General features: G+C 70.6%; 18 protein-coding genes. 4 read left to right on the top strand and 14 right to left on the bottom strand.

Annotated elements, in window-relative coordinates:
• Nucleotides 1–137 precede the first annotated feature (137 nt).
• Nucleotides 138–1,634 carry a hypothetical protein gene (locus LZ198_RS03580; RefSeq protein ID WP_253970440.1) on the bottom strand — a complete coding sequence of 499 codons (1,497 nt, stop codon included), beginning with the start codon at nucleotides 1,632–1,634 and terminating at the stop codon, nucleotides 138–140.
• Between the two features lie 243 nt (nucleotides 1,635–1,877).
• Complete coding sequence (locus LZ198_RS03575) at nucleotides 1,878–2,279, bottom strand: PaaI family thioesterase (protein ID WP_253970439.1); 402 nt, start codon at nucleotides 2,277–2,279, stop codon at nucleotides 1,878–1,880.
• Between the two features lie 569 nt (nucleotides 2,280–2,848).
• Between LZ198_RS03575 and LZ198_RS03570 the strand changes: the two genes are divergently transcribed.
• Nucleotides 2,849–4,579 (top strand): serine hydrolase domain-containing protein, encoded by a 1,731-nt coding sequence (locus LZ198_RS03570; protein WP_253970438.1) that lies wholly within the window; start codon nucleotides 2,849–2,851, stop codon nucleotides 4,577–4,579.
• Between the two features lie 140 nt (nucleotides 4,580–4,719).
• Here LZ198_RS03570 and LZ198_RS03565 read toward each other — a convergent pair whose 3' ends face one another.
• The 4 genes from LZ198_RS03565 to LZ198_RS03550 form a co-directional block, all read right to left on the bottom strand.
• Nucleotides 4,720–5,073, bottom strand: coding sequence for an ArsR/SmtB family transcription factor (locus tag LZ198_RS03565; protein WP_253970437.1), 354 nt, complete (start codon nucleotides 5,071–5,073; stop codon nucleotides 4,720–4,722).
• Nucleotides 5,074–5,115: 42 nt separating this feature from the next.
• Nucleotides 5,116–6,360 carry a PQQ-dependent sugar dehydrogenase gene (locus LZ198_RS03560; RefSeq protein WP_253970436.1) on the bottom strand — a complete coding sequence of 415 codons (1,245 nt, stop codon included), beginning with the start codon at nucleotides 6,358–6,360 and terminating at the stop codon, nucleotides 5,116–5,118.
• Nucleotides 6,361–6,613: 253 nt separating this feature from the next.
• Nucleotides 6,614–7,303 (bottom strand): class I SAM-dependent methyltransferase, encoded by a 690-nt coding sequence (locus LZ198_RS03555; RefSeq protein ID WP_253970435.1) that lies wholly within the window; start codon nucleotides 7,301–7,303, stop codon nucleotides 6,614–6,616.
• Nucleotides 7,304–7,449: 146 nt separating this feature from the next.
• Nucleotides 7,450–8,217, bottom strand: a complete 768-nt coding sequence (locus tag LZ198_RS03550; RefSeq protein ID WP_253970434.1) for a hypothetical protein — start codon at nucleotides 8,215–8,217, stop codon at nucleotides 7,450–7,452.
• Between the two features lie 468 nt (nucleotides 8,218–8,685).
• Between LZ198_RS03550 and LZ198_RS03545 the strand changes: the two genes are divergently transcribed.
• Nucleotides 8,686–9,849 carry a hypothetical protein gene (locus LZ198_RS03545; protein ID WP_253970433.1) on the top strand — a complete coding sequence of 388 codons (1,164 nt, stop codon included), beginning with the start codon at nucleotides 8,686–8,688 and terminating at the stop codon, nucleotides 9,847–9,849.
• A gap of 78 nt (nucleotides 9,850–9,927) precedes the next feature.
• On the opposite strand, the gene LZ198_RS03540 is transcribed toward LZ198_RS03545, so the two are convergent.
• Complete coding sequence (locus LZ198_RS03540) at nucleotides 9,928–10,932, bottom strand: glycosyltransferase (RefSeq protein WP_253970432.1); 1,005 nt, start codon at nucleotides 10,930–10,932, stop codon at nucleotides 9,928–9,930.
• Between the two features lie 179 nt (nucleotides 10,933–11,111).
• On the bottom strand, nucleotides 11,112–11,969 hold the full coding sequence (locus LZ198_RS03535) for an SDR family oxidoreductase (protein WP_253970431.1): 858 nt from the start codon (nucleotides 11,967–11,969) through the stop codon (nucleotides 11,112–11,114).
• Nucleotides 11,970–12,067: 98 nt separating this feature from the next.
• Between LZ198_RS03535 and LZ198_RS03530 the strand changes: the two genes are divergently transcribed.
• Nucleotides 12,068–12,499, top strand: coding sequence for a winged helix-turn-helix transcriptional regulator (locus tag LZ198_RS03530; protein ID WP_253970430.1), 432 nt, complete (start codon nucleotides 12,068–12,070; stop codon nucleotides 12,497–12,499).
• Between the two features lie 3 nt (nucleotides 12,500–12,502).
• Here LZ198_RS03530 and LZ198_RS03525 read toward each other — a convergent pair whose 3' ends face one another.
• Nucleotides 12,503–13,024 (bottom strand): (2Fe-2S)-binding protein, encoded by a 522-nt coding sequence (locus LZ198_RS03525; RefSeq protein WP_253970706.1) that lies wholly within the window; start codon nucleotides 13,022–13,024, stop codon nucleotides 12,503–12,505.
• A 2-nt stretch (nucleotides 13,025–13,026) separates the two neighbouring features.
• Nucleotides 13,027–15,186 carry a xanthine dehydrogenase family protein molybdopterin-binding subunit gene (locus LZ198_RS03520; protein ID WP_253970429.1) on the bottom strand — a complete coding sequence of 720 codons (2,160 nt, stop codon included), beginning with the start codon at nucleotides 15,184–15,186 and terminating at the stop codon, nucleotides 13,027–13,029.
• Between the two features lie 472 nt (nucleotides 15,187–15,658).
• On the opposite strand from LZ198_RS03520, the gene LZ198_RS03515 reads away from it, so the two are divergent.
• The gene (locus LZ198_RS03515) at nucleotides 15,659–16,828 is read left to right on the top strand and encodes a hypothetical protein (protein ID WP_253970428.1); all 1,170 of its coding nucleotides are present in this window, start codon (nucleotides 15,659–15,661) and stop codon (nucleotides 16,826–16,828) included.
• Here the strand turns inward: LZ198_RS03515 and LZ198_RS03510 are convergent.
• The 4 genes from LZ198_RS03510 to LZ198_RS03495 form a co-directional block, all read right to left on the bottom strand.
• On the bottom strand, nucleotides 16,803–17,936 hold the full coding sequence (locus tag LZ198_RS03510; protein WP_253970427.1) for an SGNH/GDSL hydrolase family protein: 1,134 nt from the start codon (nucleotides 17,934–17,936) through the stop codon (nucleotides 16,803–16,805). The genes LZ198_RS03515 and LZ198_RS03510 overlap by 26 nt on opposite strands.
• 140 nt (nucleotides 17,937–18,076) lie before the next feature.
• Nucleotides 18,077–19,090: a type I glyceraldehyde-3-phosphate dehydrogenase gene (gene gap, locus LZ198_RS03505; protein WP_253970426.1), complete on the bottom strand. Its 1,014-nt coding sequence runs from the start codon at nucleotides 19,088–19,090 to the stop codon at nucleotides 18,077–18,079.
• The gene (locus tag LZ198_RS03500) at nucleotides 19,087–19,563 is read right to left on the bottom strand and encodes a MarR family winged helix-turn-helix transcriptional regulator (RefSeq protein WP_253970425.1); all 477 of its coding nucleotides are present in this window, start codon (nucleotides 19,561–19,563) and stop codon (nucleotides 19,087–19,089) included. Before LZ198_RS03500 ends, gap begins: the two co-directional genes overlap by 4 nt.
• Before the next feature lie 98 nt (nucleotides 19,564–19,661).
• Nucleotides 19,662–20,207, bottom strand: a complete 546-nt coding sequence (locus LZ198_RS03495) for an ester cyclase (protein WP_253970424.1) — start codon at nucleotides 20,205–20,207, stop codon at nucleotides 19,662–19,664.
• Between the last annotated feature and the right edge of the window lie 226 nt (nucleotides 20,208–20,433).

Below are 20,433 nucleotides of genomic sequence, written 5' to 3'. Positions count from 1 at the left end.
CGTCCTACCATGTGGCGGAAGGGGCTTTCAATCGCCGGGCCAACACCGGAGCGGGCCCTGGATTCCCATGTTTCACCGGTGAGGGCGCTCACGCTTCACGAGGTCGTCTGCCCACTCGGGGGGAGACGAAGCTCGTGTCACCACGCGCCGCAGGGCACGAACCACGGCTGCATGGCGCCCGTGTCGTCCCCGGCGCGGAAGTAGACGCGGTCCCCCACGCGCGTGAAGCCATCCGAGAGGGAGGGGGCGGGGCCGGGGCGCACGTCCGCCAGCGGGCCACGGGTCGTCGCGAGGGTCCCCGCCGTGAACCAGGGCTCGAGGCCGGCGCTCCGCGTCGCCCCCGCGAAGAGGGCGGCGCCGTCACCCAGCGAGAACAAGGGGGAGGCGTACTCGTCGCTGAGGCTCAGGTTCTCGGCGAGCTGCTCCGTGCCCTGCGCCGTGCCGTCGGACACCCACAACTGGGCCGCTCTCGGCGCCGGACCCGGCGACGAGATGGCGACGGTGAAGTAGAGCTTGCCCCCGGAGACGGCGGACCGCTGCACGTAGGGATACGCATCCGCTTCGTCGGCATACGGGTTGGGCAGCGTCGTGATGGAGGTCTTGCCACCGCCGTTCATCGAGAGGCTCTGGATGCGCAGCCGCCGCGTGGCGGTGTCTCCCGAGGCCACGTAGACGGTGGAGTCCAGCACCCCGAGCAGCCCGACGTACTTGCCGAACGCGTCCAGGCGCATCGTCCCCGCGGTCGTCCCATCCGTCTTCCAGACCTCGGTGTTGGGGCCGTCGGGGAACAGGAACACGCCCTGCCCACCCCACTGCATCGAGTCCGTGATGGCGACGACGTCCGCGTCGAGCCGCTTCACGGTAGCGGTGCCCTTCGAGGTGCCATCCGTGCGCCACAGCAGGGTCCCCTGTCCGGGCGGGCCGAGGAAGAAGAGCAGGTGGTCGCCCAGCGCCAGCGCCGCGTTGCCGAGCCGCGCCGTGCTTCCGAAGTCCCGCAGGCGCACGGTGCCTTCGCTGGAGCCATCCGTCCGCCACAGCTCCACCCGGGTGCTTCCAGGCGCGACGGGCACCTCGCGCACGAACGTGAGCCGGCCGCCCTGGGCCGCGGTGAACGCGATCCGCGTGGGGGCCGGACCGGGCGTCAGGTCCTCGACGAGCCGCGTGCCCTTCGTGGTGCCGTCGCTCACCCACAGCTCCAGGCCCGTCGAGGGTTGATCGAGCTGGAAGAAGACCCGTGAGCCCACGGCCGTGAGGCCCCGCAGCGCGGGTGACCCCACCAGGGCGGGGGGGAACGACTTCACCGGCAGGGTCCCATGCTCCGTGCCGTCGCTGCGCCACAGGGTGGCGCTGCCGTCGAACAGGTTGGTGGCGAAGTAGAGCGTGCCCCGCGCTTCGACGAACGCCTCGGGGAAGGGCCCGTTGACGGAGACCCCGGAGCCCGGAGGGAGGGCGACCTTCAAGCGCGTGGGTTTTCCAGGTCGGCAGCCGGACATGGCGTCGTCCCAGGCGGAGACCTGCCGGGCATGCGCCGCGGCGACCGGGGCCGCCTCGATACCGCGAAGCTCCAACACCGAACCCTCGTCACAGGCGACGAGCCCCAACCACAACACGGCGAACCCTTGTCTTGCGCGCATCGTCCCCTCGGCATCTGCGTGACTGGCCGAGGGTGGGACTCGTGACTCCATCCGCCAAGTCCTCACATGCGTGGGTTCGTGTGTCTTTTCCCAGGGGAGGACAGACGGCGGGGACGGGCGCATCGCGTCGATGCGCCACGTCGCGCGAAGTGGCTGGGGAGAGGGCAGGTGACGGGCCCTCCTCCCGCTCGGTCGCACGGACGCATCCCGCGCTCCGGCCACGGGGGCGTGGCGGCCTTGGGCTCAGCGCGGAATCGCGTAGGTGCCCACGGCGTGGGCCACGGGCTCCGGCAGTCCCTCGGAGTAGAGCGACACCTCCCCCACCGCGAGGGTCCGCCCCACCTTCAGCAGCTTGCACACGCCGATGATGCGGCGGTCCGCGGAGGGCTTGCGCATGAAGTTGAAGTTCAGGCTCGTGGTGACGGTGAGCGGGACGATGCCGATCTCTCCCAGGAGCGCGGCGTAGAGCGCCAGGTCGGCGGTGGCCATGAGCACCGGTCCCGAAACCGTGCCGCCAGGCCGCAGCTCCGAGACGGTGATGTCGTGCGCCACCTTCGAGGACCGGTTGCCCACTTCCAGGACATGGACGCGTGTCTGAGGGAACTCCGCGGTGATGAACGCGGAGACCTCTTGCTGGGTTGCCATGCCGCGAGTGTGCAGGAAATGCCTCGAGGCGGGTAGCGGACGATGGACAGGCGCGCCACCCCGGCCAGCGGCCATTCCGGGTGTGAGGTCTCGGCTTCCACGAGCGGAGCGACGGGGTCGGCCGCGCCGAACTTGCGCTCCGGCGCCCACGCCGCCGCGGCCACCGCGCCGAGCCCCCGCACGTCGGGGGGGACTGCGGCCGTCGAACTCGAAGTGGGGCTGAAGCAGGCGGCCCTCGAAGCCTCCCGACGCGGGCGAGGGCAGGGTGGGTCGATCGCCCGCCCGGCTCCTCGCCTCCGGGGGCGCTCCAGGACCGCCACCACCCTCCGGGGCGCGCCTGCGCGGAGGCTTCGCGGTGAGGCCCTGTCCCCTCGCTCGCCGCTCCGATTGCCCGCTTTGGAGGGAGTTCGCGAAGCGTCGCTCGCACCGTCCGTCATCACGGCTCACGGAATCGTGACGGTGTGTTCACTCCTCGTGGCGCCCGAACATTCGATATCCGCACGCGGCCGAGGGGGATAGGTTCGTGTGACATGCATCACATGTGCAATGGAGTGGCAGGGGGGCGCGGCGTGGTGGTGGGCCTCCTGGTGCTGGTTCCCTGGTTCGCCTTCGCGGTGCCCGCGCCCGAGGACGCGCTCGTGGGGCTCTGGGGGAGCGAGCAGGTCCTCGGGCCGCAGGTCCGGGGGGAGTTGACGCTGATACGTCGCGAGGGCACGTGGCGCGCGCGCATCGCGGGCTTCGACGTCCCGGTGCGCGTGGAAGGCCAGAAGGTGGACTTCCTCCTCCCGGGTGGGCAGGGAGCGCTGCGCGGCAGCCTGTCGGAGGACGGGCGGCGCGTCACCGGACACTGGCTCCAACCGCGCGTGAACATGAGCGGGATGAAGTTCGCCACGCCCGTGTCGCTGAGCGCGCTCCAGCCGGGCGTCTGGCGCGGCGCGGTGGCGCCCCTGGAGGACCGCTTCTCGTTGTACCTGGTCGTCCGCAAGCGACAGGACGGCGCCGTGGAGGCGTTCGTCCGCAACCCGGAGCGCAACTTCGGCAACAGGTTGGTGTTCCGCGTCGGCCTCCAGGAGGGGGTCGTCCGCCTCACGCCCGTGTCGGGCAACGTCCGGCTCGAGGGCACGTACGACGCGGAGTCGGGCCGGCTGTCGCTCCTCGTCCCCGCGTTGGACCGGGTGTTCGACTTCACGCGGCGGGAGCGGGACCAGGCCGTGGGCCTCTATGCGCGCACGCCCGCGCCGGGCCCGTACGTCTACCAGGCCCCCATCGCGGAGGACGACGGCTGGAAGACGGCCTCGCTCGGCGAGGTGGGCATGAAGGTGGAGCCCGTGCGTCAGCTCGTGCAGCGCATCCTCGACCAGGAGCCCGGCCCGGAGTCGGCGCCGGCCATCCAGGGGCTGCTCGTCGCGCGCCACGGCAAGCTCGTGGTCGAGGAGTACTTCCAGGGCTTCGACAAGGAGCGTCCGCATGACCTGCGCTCCATGGCGAAGAGCTACGCCTCCGTGCTCATCGGCATCGCGCTGGAGCGCGGCGCGCCCTTCACGGTGGACACGCCCGTGGTCTCCCTGTTCCCGGAGTACGAGGGCAAGCTCCAGAACCTGGACGCGCGCAAGCGCGCCCTCACCGTCGCGCACCTGATGTCCATGTCCACCGGGCTGGCCTGCGACGACGACGACCCCGCCTCTCCCGGCAACGAGGACCGGCTCGACGACTCGGTGCCGGACTGGTACCGCCACACGCTGGACCTGCCCATGGTGGGCGCGCCCGGGAAGAAGGGGGTGTACTGCTCGGCCAACATCAACCTGCTGGGCGGCGTGCTGCGCAACACCACCCGGACGTGGATCCCGGAGTTCTTCCACCAGCACTTGGCCGTGCCCCTCCAACTGCGCGACTACCACGTCGACCTGATGCCGGACGGCGAGCAGTACCTGGGGGGAGGCATCTACATGCGCCCGCGCGACGCGCTGAAGCTGGGCCAGCTCTACCTGTCCAAGGGCACCTGGAACGGCCGGCGCGTGGTGGGGGCGCGTTGGGTCGAGCGCTCCACCGCGAACCAGTCGACGATGTCGGACGGTCGCACCTACGGCTACGCCTGGTGGCGGCACGAGCTGCGGGTGGGCGACCGGGTGTATTCGCAGTACGAGGGCAGCGGGAACGGAGGCCAGTTGGTGATGGTGGTCCCCGAGCTCGACCTCGTCGTGATGTTCACCGCGGCCAACTACAACCACGTCGCCATCTGGCGGAAGTTCCGCGAGGAGCTGCTGCCCCGCTACATCCTCGCCGCCGTCGAGCCGGACTGAGCCCGACCCGGCGGGGGCTCGGGCCTGCGCGCGTCACGCCCGGCGCTCGACGAGCCGGGCGAGCTGCTCCGTGACGGTGCCCCAGCCCTCGTGGAAGCCCATGTCCAGGTGCTGGGCCGGGTCCCCGGGGCTCTTGTGCATCACGTGCGCGGTGTACTCGATACCCGTGGGGTGGTCGCGCAGGGATCGGTGCGGCCTTCCCAGAGGGCCCGCTGCGCGGACAGCCAGGAGTCGACAGGCGCGAAGGCCCGCTTCTCCAAGGCACACGTCCGCACACGCCCCTCCTTGTGCGTGCGTATCAATCCGCTGCCTTCCAGCAGATGGATGTGTTTCATGAACGACGGCAGGGCCATGTCGAAGGGCTCCGCCAGGTCGCTGACGCTCGCGGGCCCTCGGCCCAGTCGCTCCAACACCGCGCGACGGGTGGGGTCCGCGAGCGCTTGGAAGATGCCGTCCAGTCGCTCGGGATGCTGTTCCACGAGGCGAAGTTTCATCCAGGGATACTTAGCGCAAGGGCTCAGTAATGGTCCGGGGCCTCAGCGTGGCGTCATCTTGAGCAGCCGTCCGCTCGGTTCGTCGGTGAGCAGGTAGAGCGCGCCCTCGGGACCCTGGACGACCTCGCGGATGCGGGCGTTGCCCACGGGGTGCATCCGCTCCTCGCCCTGCACGCGGTCGTTCTTCATCACGAGCCGCACGAGGGCGTGGCCGGCGAGCGCGCCGATGAAGATGTTGCCCTTCCACTCCGGGAAGAGGTTGCCGGAGTAGATGGTCATCCCGGACGGCGCGATGACCGGGTCCCAGAAGTACACCGGTTGCTCCATGCCCGGGCCCTGGGCGCTGTCGTGGATGGGCGCGCCGGAGTACTCCCGGCCGTAGCCGATGGTGGGCCAGCCGTAGTCCTTGCCGGCCTCGACGAGGTTGAGCTCGTCGCCCCCGAGCGGCCCCATCTCCACCTCCCAGAGCCGGTTCCGGCCGTCGAGCGCCGCGGACAGGACGTTGCGGTGCCCCAGCGAGAAGATTTCGGGCCGCGCGCCCGCGCGGTTCACGAAGGGGTTGTCGTCGGGCACGGTGCCATCGGGGTTGATGCGCACCGTCTTGCCGAAGTGGCTGTTCAGTTGGCGCGCCTGGACGCGCCCCGGGAGGATGGAGCGCTCGCCGAGCGTGACGAACAGCGTCCCGTCGGGATGGAAGACCATCCGCCCTCCCGCGTGCATCGTCGAGTCGAGCGTGGGCTTCATGCGGAAGATGATGCGCAAAGCCTCGATGCGCGGCTGGGCGCCTTCCTTGAGCTTCCCGCGGCCCACCGCCAGGCCGTTGCCGGTGGCGCGGGGCTCGTAATACGTCCAGTAGATGAGGCGGCTGGTGGCGAAGTCGGGGGCGACCTCCACGTCGAGCAGGCCGCCCTGGTCCCGCCCGTCCACCGGCGGCAGGCCCGCGATGGGCGGCGACTTCTCCCCGGCCTGCGTGACGATGAAGAGGTTGCCGGTGTGCTTCTCCGTCACCAGCATCCGCCGGTCCGGCAGGAAGGCGATGGCCCACGGGAAGTCGAAGCCGGAGGCAATCGTGGTGACCTGGTAGCGCGTCTGGGAGGTGACGGCGGGCGCGTTCGTCTGGCCGGGGAACGCGGGAGGGAACGGCGAGGCCGTGGCGGGGGCGCCGGTGTCCGCCGTCTTCTCCGCCGGCGGAGGTGCTCCGGTCGTGACGCCCTGGGCTCGGGGCTGTCCTGGGAGGAAGAGGAGGGCGAGACAGGGCAGGGAGGTCGACAGGATGCGCAGGCGCATGGGGCTCCTCGGAACGCGCGGGTGGGCAGCGCGAGGCAGTTAACCGCCCCCTGCACGCGTGTGCCGCCCGCGGTCCCGGGATGTTGTGCGCGTCAGGACAGGCGCGAGCGCCGCTCCGGCCCCGTGGGGAGGGACCGCCGTCGACAGTGAGCATCCCCGGCGCCGCGCGACGTCTGTTCGACACCGCGAGCGTCCGTTGGTCGTCGGATGCACCTTCCGTTTCGCGACATCGGCCCCGGCCCGGGCCGGCGCGTCACCGGCTGACGGAGGGCCGCAGGAACAGCAGGTAGTGGGCGGGCAGCTCGTCGTACTCGGAGACGATGGTGTAGCCCGCGGCCCGGGAGGCCTCGACGAGCGGCGCGCGCATCGCTCGCAGGTGCGTGACGGCGATGCGGCCCTGTGGCGTGAGGGCCGGACGCAGCCGGTTCAGGTACGCGGCGCGGTCCTGGAAGAAGTGGTCCACCTCCGACAACAGGATGAGGTCGTAGGTGCCCGCCTCGAGCCCCGGGTCGTCCGGCCCCACCTTGCGCACGGTGACGTTCTTTCGCCCGAGCATCCGTTCCCGCAATTGCTGGAGGGCCTCGTCGTCGACGTCGGTGGCGACGACCTGTCCCGTGGCGCCCACCGCGTCCGACAGCCGCGGCACGAAGTAGCCGAGCCCCGTGCCGACGTCCGCGACCCGCTGGCCGGGGGACAGCCCCAGCGCCGCGATGAACTTCGCCGGCTGGCGGGACTCGTCGTACGCGGCCCGCTCTCCCTCGACGCCGCCGACGCCGTGGATCGGCGCGGAGGACGGCCTCGCGGGGGGTGGTGCCTCGGAGTGGGCGGGCTCGGTTCGCGTGGGCTCGGTGGGCGCGGGCTCGCGGCTCTCCGAGCGGCAGGCCCCCGTCGCGACCGCGAGGACTCCGAGACACAGCCGGGCCAGCAGACGAGGAGCGGTCATTCCATTCACCGGGGCACCCGAGGAGAGGCCCGCATCCAACCAGGGAATCCCTGGTCGGGCGACCTCTTTCCAAGACAGGTCTCGGGACACGCGTGTGCTGTCGAGGAAGGCCCGGGGGCCGGAGCACGGCCCCCGGGATGCAACGACTACCAGATGCAGCTCGGCGACCCGGAGGAGAACGTCGAGAAGCCGCTGAGCGCGCCGTCCGGCACCACGGCATACGTGGTGGAGGTGGAGGGGAACTTGAAGAACGTGGGCGTGCTGCTGTTGACGTAGCCCAGCGCGTAGACGGTGCTGCTCGAGCGCTCGCGCAGCATGGCGCCGCACCAGGGCTGCTGCGTGGTGCTGGCGAGCGTCCCCAGGGGGATGGTCTTCACCGCGCTCCAGCCTCCGAAGTAGGCCAGCTCCGTCGGGTCGGTGACGAGGTACTTCGCGCCAGAGGTCCAGAGGTAGACCGGACTGGTCGAGCGCTCCTGGACGAGGACCCCGTACGAATAGCTGATGAAGGGGTCGTTCCAGTTGGTGTTCGGGATGTCGTTCACGACGCGGAAGTCATCCCAGTAGTCCAGCTCCGTGGGGCTCGGGATCCACCAGAACGTCTGCCCCACCACGACGTAGATGGCCGTCGTGCCCTTCTGGCGGAACAGGGTGCCCTCCTGGGGAATCTGCGTATACGAGTCGATGGTGGCCTGGGAGAGGGCCACGGTGGTGGCGCCGCTGTACTGGCTCCACTGCGCCGGGGGGATGAAGAACCGCGCGCCGCCCGCGACGACGTAGCGATTCGTGGTGTCCGTGGCGAGCAGGACGTAGCCGTCCGGGATGGGCGCATAGCCCGCGAAGGCCTGGAGCCCGACGAGGCCCAGGCCCAGCACGAGCCAGCGGGAGAGGGTGTTGAGGAACGTGACGACACGCACAGGGAATCTCCGGTCAAGGTGCGATGCACTGAGTTGGCTTTGCCCGATTCGTCGGGCAGACCGGATACGCAGACACGTTTTCATTCGGGTTGTGGATGCCACGAATAACGTCCTCGCGGGACAAATCCAGACATGCGGGACGAGACGGCCCTCGCGTGTGCAGGGATGGGTGCTCCGGGGGCGACGCGCCGTCTCCGGCGGCCGAGGGTGATACCGCCGCCACGGTCGGGTCGGGCTTCGCCAGGGCCCTGGCTGGATTCGCCTCCCGTTCCAGCGTCTGCGTCGGTGCCGCGAACCGGATTCTCAGGTCTCGAGGATTGGAGCCGTGTAGGGGCCAGCCAGGGCTCGGTGGAACTTTGCGCCCTCCGTGAATACAGGGAGTGCGGGCGCGTCATTCCCCGCATGCTCGAGACACTGCGAGGTTTTCTGGGGGTGGCCCTGGCCGCCTCCTTGGGGGCGACGTCTGCCTTGGCCGAGGTTCCCATCGAGGATGGGCCTCCTCCCGTGCCGTTGATTGGGATTGATACCGACGGCTCGAAGGTCGTGCTCGTCGAGCCGTCGGGCGAGACGCGCGTGCTGGCGGAGTGCTCGCACACCGAGGAGCGCAAGATGCTGGCTGGGCCCGAGCGGGGCCAGGTGAAGCAGTATACCCAGGGGTGCCGGTTCTGGTCGCTCGCGGTGCATCCTCCGACGGGCAAGTGGATGGTGGCGGCGGGGGTTCCTGGCGACGGGCAGTTCTCCCGGATGATCCGCTTCTCCTTGGGTGGGCGCGACATCACCACGCCGAAGTCGAAGGCCGGCAGGCCCCTGGGCGGCACCCTGCTCGTCATGGGCGACCTGGACGGCATCGCGGGCTTCACGCCCGGGGTCCTGGAGACCTGGAACGCCGAGAGCCGACAGTACGCCCAGATGCCCCAGCAGTTCACGGAGGATGGCTCCCGCGTCTTCGTCAGCAACAGCAACAGCGCCATCACCGAACAGTGGAGCTGGAGCTTCTCTCGCAAGCCGGAGGGCATCCGCGTGCTGCCTCGCGGGGTGACGGACACCGCGGGGCTCCACTTCGTACAAGGGGACAACCGCATCCTGGCCCGGAACGACAAGGAGGGGCTGCGATTGGTGACGATGGACCCGTCTGGCACGAAGCCGTGGAAGGTGGGGCCCGTCATCCAGAAGGCGCGGCGCGGCGTGGTGACCCCGTTCGTGGTGGGTGACACGCTCGTCTTCTACAAGGAGGGGACCCAAACCTATGCGGATTGTGACGACCCGGGCACCTACCGGCGCGTCGACCTGAAGACGGGCCAGGAGCGGATCTTCCGCAGCCAGGATGGGTGGTGCGTGAACGACCTCCGCGGGGCCAACCGCACGCGGCGGACCGTGTTCTTCATCGAGGGGCTCATTCCCTGGAAGATGGACCCGCACCTGTTCGAGTACTCCCTCGACGACGACTCGGTGCGCGAGCTCCCCGTCGGGTACGTCACGAAGATGCATGACGTGAGCGTGGATGGCCGCTACCTCGCGTTGGCGGGCTCCGGGGGGCTCGTGGTCCATGACGTCGACACCGGGAGGAACGTCCGGGTGACCATGGGGGCGCTGCACGACACCTGGGCCGTGAAGTTCCTCGAGCCGCGGTGAGGCCACTCCGATGTGGCAAAGGGGCCTCCTCCGCCGGGATGCGGAGTCCCCGGCGGCCCGGGCGACGGCGTGGCCTGCTCAGTCGAACAGTTGGCGCGAGAGCGCCTCGCGGCGCTCCTCCTTCTTCGTGCCCGCGCCGCCCCACGAGTTCTCGGACGTGATGCGGATGACGTCGGTGGGGATGCCCATGCCGCGGCGGATGAGGTCCGTGGTCTGGTCCGCCCACATCATGTCGCCCATCTCCTGCAGGTAGTTCGCGAGGGTGTCCGTGTAGTCGTAGAAGTGCCGGGCGAGGCACCAACGCAGCAGGCGTGGGCCGGAGATGTTGAGCGTGGTGTCGAGCCGGTCCACGATGCGGTGGTGGTGGACACGCCAGTTCCGCATCTGGTCCGCCGTGGGCGCCTGCGTGAGGCCCGTGGGACCGGCGGACTCCGCGTCGTATCCGTAGAGGCTCACCAGGTCCTCTTCCCCCTGCGCGTCGTAGAGGCGCTCGTACTGCGTCACGATGCTGTCGAGGTAGTCCTGCATGAAGGCGTTGCCAGCGTTCGAGGCCAGCGCCGCGTTGTTGGGCACCTCGGGATTGGTGAACACGCCGATGCACAGGTCGGTGTTCAGCGACAGCGTGTTGAGCTGCTGGATGCGCTTGTCGGGGAAGTTGTCCAGGTCCGTGTAGAGCCCGCCACGCTGCAGGAGGATGGCCACGCGCAGCAGGTCGCTGGCGGCGCCGAAGTTGGCGTTCTGGCCGCACAGCTCGTCGTGGAGGTAGCGCGCCCAGGGGGCCTTGAAGTCGCCGGCCACCTCGGTGATGTCGTGGATCTGGACCCCCGCGGAGGTGAGCGTGCTCGCGGCCTCCGGGGTGATGGAGCGGTCCGTCTCCACCCACAGGTGGACGTTCCACGGCTTGACCCGCTTCTTCCATTCGAGGATGCGGTGCAGCAGGTGGCTGTAGTCCACCGTCGGCGCCCAGTTCTTCCAGGCCTTCGCCAGGTCGACCCAGGAGGAGAACCACTCGCCTTTCGTCGGGGTCTTCAGGGGGCGGCGACCGCCGACCCAGATGAAATGGAGGTCTTGGGGGAAGGGCATGTGAGGGGGCTCGTCGAGGTGTCGGACACGGGTGATTCCCAGCCGGTGTCCTGCCCGGTGCAGCCTTCATGCCTACATGTGCTGCCCCCTCCACTCGCGGAGCCACGAGTGGCCTGGCTCCGCGAGGCGGGGCGCGCGTCCTGCCTGCAAGCAGGTGCGTCCCCTGGAGACGCCGGGCGCTATGCGCGCTTCAGCCCCGCCGCCACCGCCTGGGCGAGCGACGTGGTGGCCCGGCCGATCAACCGGTGCAACTGGCCGCTCCGGTCGTCCAGCTCTCCCCGGGCGATGCCCGCGTCGGCGCTCGCCAGCATCTGGGCCACCGGGCCGGGGAGGCCGAAGCCCTGGAGCGCCTTCTCGTACTCCGCCTCCGGCAGGTCCTTGTAGGCCACGGGCTTGCCGGCCTGTCGCGCGACCTCCGCCGCGAGCTCGGACATGGTGAAGGGCGCGTCTCCCGCCAGCTCGTGGACCTTGCCCTCCTGGCCGGGCGTGGTCAGCGCGGCCACGGCGGCGGCGGCGTAGTCCGCCCGGGCGGCGGCGGCGATGCGCCCGTCCCTCGCGGCGCCCAGCAGCACGCCGTGCTGGAGCGCCGAGCCCAGGTTCTCCGTGTAGTTCTCCAGGTACCAGCCGTTGCGCAGCAGCACGAAGGGCAGGCCGGAGGCCCGGATGGCCTTCTCCGTCCCCAGGTGCTCGGCCGCCAGAGAGATGCCGGAGGTGTCCGCGTGGAGGACGCTGGTGTAGGCGAGCAGCCGCACCCCCACCTTCCTGGCCGCGTTCACCGCCGCCTCGTGCTGGGGCAGCCGCCTGCCCACCTCGTTGGCGGAGATGAGGAGCAGCTGCTGGGCCCCCTGGAACGCGGACTCCAGCGTCGCGGGCTGGTCATAGTCCGCGTGACGGACCTGGACGCCACGGGCCGCGAGGTCCTTCGCCTTGTCGGGCGAGCGGACCGCGGCGACCACCTGGCTGGCGGGCACCTTCTGCAACAACTGGTCGATGACGTGGCGGCCGAGGTGGCCGGTGGCTCCGGTGACGACGATCATGTGCATGCTCCGGTGGGAAAAGAGTCAGGACACCCTAACGGCCTTGCTTTCTGTTGGTAAGTACCCACCTTGAGGTAAGGTACTTACCTGATATGGCGATGAGAAAGCGGTCGGAGACGGCGCGGCGGACGGGCGGGCGGGCGCAGGACGCGCTGCGAGGCGACCTGTACGCGCCCCAGTGCCCCTCGCGTGGGGTGCTCGAGCACGTGACGAGCCGTTGGGGTGTGCTGGCGCTGGTGGCGTTGCTGGAGGGCGGCACGCACCGCTTCAGCGCGCTGCGGCGCAAGGTCGCGGGGGTGAGCGAGAAGATGCTCTCGCAGACGCTCCAGGCGCTCGAGGCGGACGGCTTCGTCCAGCGCGAGGTGTTCCCGGAGGTCCCGCCGCGCGTGGAGTACACCCTCACGCCGCTGGGCCACGAGGTCGCCGGGCGCGTGAAGGGCCTGGCCGAGTGGATCGAAGCCAACCTCGGGCGCATCCTGACCGCGCGCGAGCAGCGGCCCGTCAGGGCACCTCGGCGCGAGGCCTCGTGACGTTCACGGGCGGCCGGTTGTCCCGGGGTCGCCCTCGAGCGACGCGCCGCCGGTGGGGGCGGAGGCGCGCAGGAGCAGCGCGGCGCGCTGGATGGCGGCCCGGATGCGCACGTAGGTCCCGCAGCGGCAGACGTTGTCGCTCATGGCGGCGTCGATGTCCGCGTCGGTGGGGTGGGCGTTGCGCCGGAGCAGGGCGACCGCGGCCATGATCTGCCCGGGCTGGCAGAAGCCACACTGGGCCACGTCCTCCTCGAGCCACGCCTCCTGCACGGGGTGCAGGCCCTGCGCCCCCAGGCCCTCGATGGTCGTCACCGCGCGGCCCGTCGTGTCTCCCACCGGGTGGATGCAGGGGCGGAAGGCCTCGCCATCCAGGTGGCTGGTGCAGGCGCCACAGACGCCCACGCCGCAGCCGTACTTGGGGCCCGTCACGCCGAGCACGTCGCGCAGCACCCACAGCAGGGGCAGGTCCGCGGGGGACTCCACCGACACCGTCCGGCCATTGAGGATGAACTGGTGCGCCGGCATGGTCATGCTCCCTCGTCCAGGATGGGAAAGCGGGTGGGCATCGTCCCCCGGGCCCGAGCGATGGCGTTGGCGAGGGCCGCCGCGGCGCTGGGGTAGCCGAGCTCGCCCACCCCGCCCACGCGGTCGTCGGAGCGGACGAGGTGCACCTGGATGTCCGACGGGACGTGTTTCATCCGCAGCCAGTGGTAGTCCGCGAAGCTTCCCTCGCGCACCGCGCCCGCGTCGATGTGGAGGCCCGCGCTCAGGGTGGTGGACATCGCGTCCACGGCGGCGCCCTGCAGTTGGGCCTCGATGCCCTTGGGGTTGATGGGCAGGCCCACGTCCGCGGCGATGATGATTCGCAGCACCCGGGGGACCGCGCCGGTGACGTCCACCTCGACGAGGTGGGCGATGGCGCTGTCCCACTCCTCCAGGACGGCGACCCCCTGGGCGACGCCCGTGGGGAGCGCGCGGCCCCATTGCCCCACGGTGACGACCTTCTTCAGGACGGCCTGGAGCCGGCTGGAGGCGAGCCGCGAGCGCCTGAGCGCGACCGGGTCGAGCTGGAGCTCGCGCGCGAGCTGGTCGACGAACACCTCGTTGGCCACGCCCACCTGGCTGGTGAACACCGAGCGGAACGAGCCGGTGGGGATGGGAACCGAGACCTCGCGCAGCTCGTGGCTCACCAGCCCGAAGTGGTACGGGCTGCGTTGGGTGAGCGCGAAGAAGACGGTGCTGGTCACCTGGGGCAGCAGCTCCCCCGCCAGGGCGGTGAGGGCATCGCCGAAGCCGTGGGGGAGCTCGAGGGTGGGGATGGCGGCGCGGTGGTTCCACCCGAGGAGCATCCCGCCCGGCCCCAGGTGGGCGAGGATGCGGTGGTGGCTCGCGGGGCGGAAGTGCCCGTGGCGCATGTCGTCGTTGCGGGTCCACAGGAGCTTCACCGGCTGCCCGAGCGCGCGGGACACGAGCGCGGCCTCCACGGCGGCCTCGGAGAAGAACCGGCGGCCGAAGCCGCCACCGGCGCGGGTGACGTTCACGGTGACGCGCTGGGGCGACAGCTCCCACCCGAGCGCCCGGGCCACCACGCGCTGCGCGTACTTCGGGTCCTGCGCGCCCAGCCAGACCTCCGCCTGGTCGCCCTGGACGCGGGCCACGCAGCTCTGGGTCTCCATGGGGGCGTGCGCGAGGTAGGGGAAGTCGAAGCGCCCCTCCAGCGTCCGCGTCGTCAGCAGCGGGGGCAGCGGCCGGGGCCCGATGGCCTCGCGCAGCCGCGCGCGGATGTCCACGTCCGACAGGGCGCTCGCGGGGCCGGGGGCCCAGGTGATGCGCAGGGCGTCGCGCGCCGCCAAGGCCTGGGCGAACGTCCGGGCCACCACCGCCACGCCCGAGCTCAAGGGGACCACGCCCACCACGCCCGGCATCGAACGGGCCGGGGTGTCGTCGAACGACTGCACCGTGCCGCGCAGCGTGGGGGGCCGCGCCACCACGGTGGGGAGCGCCCCGGGGAGGTCGAGGTCCAGGGCGTAGCGGGCCGCGCCGGTGATGATGTCCCGTGCGTCGACGCGCCCCGTGGGGCGGCCCACGAGGGTGTACTCGCCCACGGACTTGGGCAGGGGGGAGACCGCCGGCAGCAGCACCTGGGACGCGGCCACCGCCAGCTCGCCGTAGCTGGCCCGCCGGCCGTCGGGCGCGCGCACCTCGCCCTGGGCGGTGGTGAGCGAGAGGGCCAGCACCCGCCAGCGGAACGCGGCGGCCGTGACGAGCCGGGCGCGCGCGTCGGCGGCGGCCGCGCGCAGTGGACCCGCCAGCAGGCGCATCGTGGACGAGAGCCCGGTGAGCTGGACGAGCCAGCGCGAGTCCGCGCCCGCGCTGCGCACGTCGACGGCGTCGAGCGGCAGGTCCAGCTCCTCGGCGACGAGCATGGCCACCGCCGTGGTGATGCCCTGGCCCATCTCCGTGCGCGGCAGGGTGGCGATGACGCGCCCATCCTCCTGGATGGCGATGTAGAGGCTCAGCGGTGTCTGGGATGCTTCCGTGGGCGCCTGCGCGGCCTCGGCGTCCGCGGGGGCGAGTCCCAGCCGGGCCGCGACCATCAGCGTGGGCGCGGCCACCACCCACGTCAGGAACCGGCGCCGGCCCCATTCCCCGGGCGACTCCGGCTGCGCTTCGAGCGTATCCGCCATCCACGAATCATCGCACAGGCCCCAGGTGGACCGAACACCTGCCAGGGTCTGGCGTTCAGCGGAAGGCCCAGACACCCTGTCAGGCAGGGTGTGGTGTCCAGCGGTGTACGGAGCGCGGCGGGGCCGCCGGCGCACTGTTTGCGTGAGCCCGGCGCCTGCCGTGCCACGGAGCGGTGGTGTCTGGGATTGTCTTTCCGTGCCGCGTGGCGCGTTCTATGTGTCTGCCCATGCGATGCGGTGGATACCCATGGACGTCCGAGGGCGACACGTTGACCATCCACCGGGTGGAGTCCGTGCAGCAGGCAGCGCCCGGAGACCTCGAGGTCGCCATCGAGCACCAAGGGGGCGTGACGGTGGTTGGAGAAGACGCTGCGCCGCATGCTGGCGACGTAGAGAAGGGCTCCGGACCGCTTCCCCGGAATGTCTTGGATTCTCTTCCCAGCCCGCGTGTCGCGTTCTATAGCGCTCGTCCATGCGATGTGGAACTGACCGGTGGGAGCAACTGGGCGAAAAGCTGAGCATCCAGCGGGAGCGGGGGCCCCGCGCGCAGTTGGAGGGAGGAGGCATCCTCGCGGTCTGCGGCATGGTCGCGATCGTCATGTTCGGTCGAGGCTCGTTCGACCCATTCCTGCTGGTGTTGCTGGTCATCGGGGCCCTCCAAGGCCTGTATCGCCTGTCCTGGCATCGGGAGGTCGTCCTGGACCGGGAGGCCGGAACGGTGCGGTGCGCGTCGGGCCCCTTCGCGCCGTGGTTCCGGAGTGAATACGCGCTGGAGTCATTCGACAGCGTGCGCCTGTTCTCCGTGGGCAAGTCCCACCAGAAGGGCACCGAGCCGACGCGTACCTCGGTCCTGCTCTCCGGTCCGCATGCGACCGTGGAGCTGGCGGACACCGCCGAGCGACGCGAAGCGCAGGCCCTGGCGGAGGCCGTGTCGCGGCAGCTCCGGCTCCCCCTGGGGGTGGATGGAGGCCAGGCCCGGGCCGTGGCGGAGCGCCTGTCCGCGACGCCGCTGGCGGAGGACAGCCTGCCACAGCCACGTCCCGACAGCCGCATCCAGCTCGCCCGTCGCGGCGAGAGCTATCTGCTGGAGCTGCCGGTCGCGGGGTGGACCTCCGCGCTGAGGGCGGAGGCCTTCGTCGCGCTCATCATCGCCGTGGGCGGCGTCACCATCCCCTGGGGAATCTGGCTCCAGGAGTTCGGTCCGGGGGCCGACCCGGTCGACGCGGTCATCTTCGCGCTGGTGGGGCTGGCGGCCCTGTCGTGCGGGGGATTCCTGCTGTGGCGGGCCTGGGCGCGCGGGGCCGTGCGCTGGCGCATCCGCGTGTCGACTTCGGGGCTGGAGGTCATCCGAAGCGGGCGCTGGATTCGCGAGCGCATCGAACGCATCTCCAGGGCGAGGTTGAAGGACGTCGAGGTCCGTCTGCGTGACTCGAGCCGCTCCGAGAGGAGGCTGACGAACCGCCCGGACGACGCATCCGTCGGGGAACTCGAGCTCGCCCTCGAGCACGAGGGTGGGGTGACGGGCGTGGGCGCGGGCATGGCGCGCGAGGACCTGGAGTGGTTGGAGAAGACGCTGCGCCGCATGCTGGCGGAAGCGCGACCGTCAGGTCCCGGCCTCAGGGATTCAGGAGTGCCTGGATGAACTCGGTCAGCGCCACGGCCATCTTCCGATGGGTGGCGGCGGAGGGATGCCAGTCCTCGCCGACGCCATCGACGTCCGGGTTCTGGACCTGCATCACGTGACGGTGGACCCGGGTGTCGCCTTGTTGGCGGCGCTCCTCCACGAGGTGCGAAATCCACTCCCCGACGTGGACCGAGCGCACCTCGCCGCCGACCTGGACCTCCTTGTATCCGTTCGTCATGGAGCCCAGCGTGCAGATGATGTGCGCGCGCGGATGGAGTGCGCGGAGCCGGGCCAGGAACGTCCGATAGGCGGTCTTGAAGGCGGTCTCGTCCGGCAGGTCCTCGTCGGTGCCCGCCCCGGCGAACGTATCGTTGGTGCCGGCGTTGACGACAATCACGTCCGGGGACGGGCCCGTGAAGTCCCAGGCGACCGTCGTGTCCGGCACGGCCAGCTCGTAGATGGCGGGAATCAGCCCGGTCGTCGTCTGGTCCAGGTTCCGGTAGACGCCGTGGCCCGAATAGCAGACGAACGAGGGCTCCGCGCCCAACGCCTGGGCCGTCAGCCAGCCATAGCCCAGCCTCGGGTCCTGGTTCTTCGAGGTGAAGGTGGGGGCGCTCCACGGCGGAGGTCGAGGGAAGACGACGCGGCCGGTACCGTAGGCACAGGTGATGGAGTCGCCGACGAACTCCACCCGGAGCGGCGAGCGCGCCGGAGGCATCCTCACCTCGCCGTGGACCTCGAAGGCCACGAACTCACTGGTGCCCACGAGGGTCTCGGTCCGCCTGGTCAGCTCCACGGTGTGCAGCCCCTGCGCGAGGCCGGAGGCCAGCGGATAGAGCGGCTCGTCGCTCCGCACCCCGAGCAGCGTGGGCGGCGCGCCGTCAATCGAGACGTCGAAGTAGTTGGTCCCCGTCTCTCCACCGGCTCCCGCGTCATGGAGCCGCATCCGCAGCGCGTCGCCCCAGAAGGAGGTGCGGATGGTCACGCCCGGATGGGAGAAGACGACCCCCTCGTCGGAGACATGGGTCCTGCCGATGTACTGCACCTCCGGGGCGTGGGCGGGAATCGTCACCCAGGCGAGGGGCTTCGGCCCGGTAGGGGAGGGGCCGCATGCGAGCAGCGTCACGCTGGCACCCAGGAGCGCGCGGCGCAGGCCGGGGAGTGACCTGGTGGCCACTCCGCCCATGACGGGTAATCGCTGGCACATGTGTCTGGCAATAGCATGTCGCGGCGGCGGGTTTCCAACCCGCTGGCGGGGACTCGCCGTCACCCGGCGGCGACGAGCTGCGCCAGTTCGATCATCCGGTTGGAGAAGCCCCACTCGTTGTCGTACCAGGCGAAGACCTTGGCGAAGCGCTCGCCCATGACCTGGGTGAGCGTGGCGTCGAAGATGGAGGAGCGCGGGTCCCCCAGGTAGTCGCTGGAGACGAGCGGCTCCTCCGTGTACCCGAGGATTCCGCGCATGGCGCCCTCACTCGCCTGCTTCATCGCCGCGTGGATGGCCTGCTGGGTGACGGGCCGGGTGCTCTCGAAGGTGAGGTCGACGAGCGACACGTCCATCGTCGGCACGCGCAGCGACTGGCCGTCGAACCGCCCCTTGAGCGAGGGGAGGACCTCGCTCAGCGCCCGGGCGGCCCCCGACGAGGTGGGGACGATGTTCTGCGCCGCGGCCCGGGCCCGTCGCAGGTCGCCCTTGCGGTGGGGGACGTCGAGCAGCGCCTGGTCGTTCGTGTACGAGTGCGTCGTCGTCATGAGGCCCCGCTCCAGGCCGAAGGCGTCGAGGAGCACCTTGGCGACGGGCGCCAGGCAGTTCGTCGTGCAGGAGCCACACGAGATGACCGTGTGCCGGGCCGGGTCGTAGTCCCGGGCGTTCACGCCCAGGACGATGGTCGCGTCATGTCCCTTCGCGGGCGCGCCGATGATGACCTTCTTCGCCCCCGCGGCGAGGTGCGCGCTGGCCTTGTCCTTGTCGGTGAAGAGGCCGGTGCACTCGAGCACGACGTCGACGCCCAGCTCCCTCCACGGCAGCCGGGCGGGGTCCTTCTCCGCGACCACCCGGAGCGTCCTGCCCGCGATGACGAGGTTGCCGTCCACCGTCGTCGCCCGGTGCTCGGCGCGACCATGGACCGTGTCGTAGTTGTAGAGATGGGCCAGCGTCTCCGCGCTGGTCAGGTCGTTCAACGCGACGACCTCGATGTCCGAGACTCCACGCTCGAACATCGCGCGGACGATGCAACGGCCGATGCGGCCGAAGCCGTTGATGGCGATTCTCCGGGTCATTCGTCAGGGCTCCTGGTGGGTGGGCGGGGCGTTCCGCCGAAGGCGTCGAAGAGCTTCTTCGCGATGCGCTCGAAGTCCTGGAGGTCGCGCTCGTCGAGCACGCGGACCACGCGCGCGGCGAAGCGGGCCCGCGCCTCCTCCACGCGCTCGCGCATGCGCTGTCCGCTCGGGGTGAGCTCCAGCGCGTACTCGCGGCGGTCCTCCTCGCTGCGCGTGCGCCGCACCAGCTTGCGCTGGATGAGGGTCCGCAGGAGTCGTCCAGCCAACGTCGGCGCCATGTCCGTCGCCCGCGCGAGCTGCGCCTGCGACATCCCGCGCTGGCGGCCCAGGTGGCGCAGGAAGTGGGCCTGGGCGCTCCAGAGCTTCTCGGCGGCGTAGGTGTCGTCGGACACGGACATGAGACAGCGCCAGAGCGCGCCGAAGGTCTCGATGAACTCGATGGGGTCCCGGGGCCGGCCGCGGAGGTCCGACATGATGTACCCGGTATACCATATTCATATACCAGGTATATGAATGGGCCAGGCCGGGTGCATGGGCACCGGAGTGGGGGAGTCCTGTCGTGTACACCTCGTCAGTCGACGAGGGTGGGCGGCGTGGTCTCGGTCAGGTCGCGCGCGGGCTGTCCGCTGGACATGCTCAGCAGGCCCTTGAAGCACTGGACGGCGAGCAGCCAGTTCTTCGGGTTCTTCATGTCGAGGCCGCCGAGCAACTGCTTCAGGATGCTGAGCGTGTCGAAGTAGACGCGCTCGCAGACGAGGGTCTCCGCTTCGTCGAAGATGAAGTACGCGGACATGCGCACCCGGAACCGGCTGCCCGTGGGGGGAATCCTCCCCAGTGGCCCGAGGTGGGTCCCCAGCAGCCAGAACTCGACGATGACCGCGTCGTCGCTGTGCCGCAGGGAGATGAGCTCGTGGCGCTGGTCGGGGAAGGCGACGCGGGTCTCCCGGTAGTACGCGCGCACGGCGCTGTCGCCGTCGTGCACCGTCATGGTGGGGACCAGCTCGTAATGGGGCTCGGGGAAGGTCGAGAGGACGTCATCCCAGGCCTGCCGGACCTCGTCTCGGAAGTGGTCCAGGACGACCTTCTGGCGCGCCTGGCGAACCTGCTCTGTCAGCACGGGGACCTCGTGGGGTGGGGGGAAGCCAGCGGGACATTATGCGGGACCCGAGGGCAGCTCCCAGCCGCCGCCGTGGCGGGGCTCCCGGCCACCCCGGTCGCGTGGTCATTCGTGAGGACAGGCCCTACTCCTCTCCAGGAGAGGGGAGGGCCCCATGGCCAGGGACGGCGCGATGTCGGGCATTCGAGCGAAGGGGGGCGTCATCACGGGAGGGGGCGCGGGCCTG

Origin of the sequence: Myxococcus dinghuensis (assembly GCF_024198235.1) — a bacterium.
Lineage (GTDB): Bacteria > Myxococcota > Myxococcia > Myxococcales > Myxococcaceae > Myxococcus > Myxococcus dinghuensis.
This window is presented reverse-complemented; position numbering and strand designations above follow the sequence as displayed.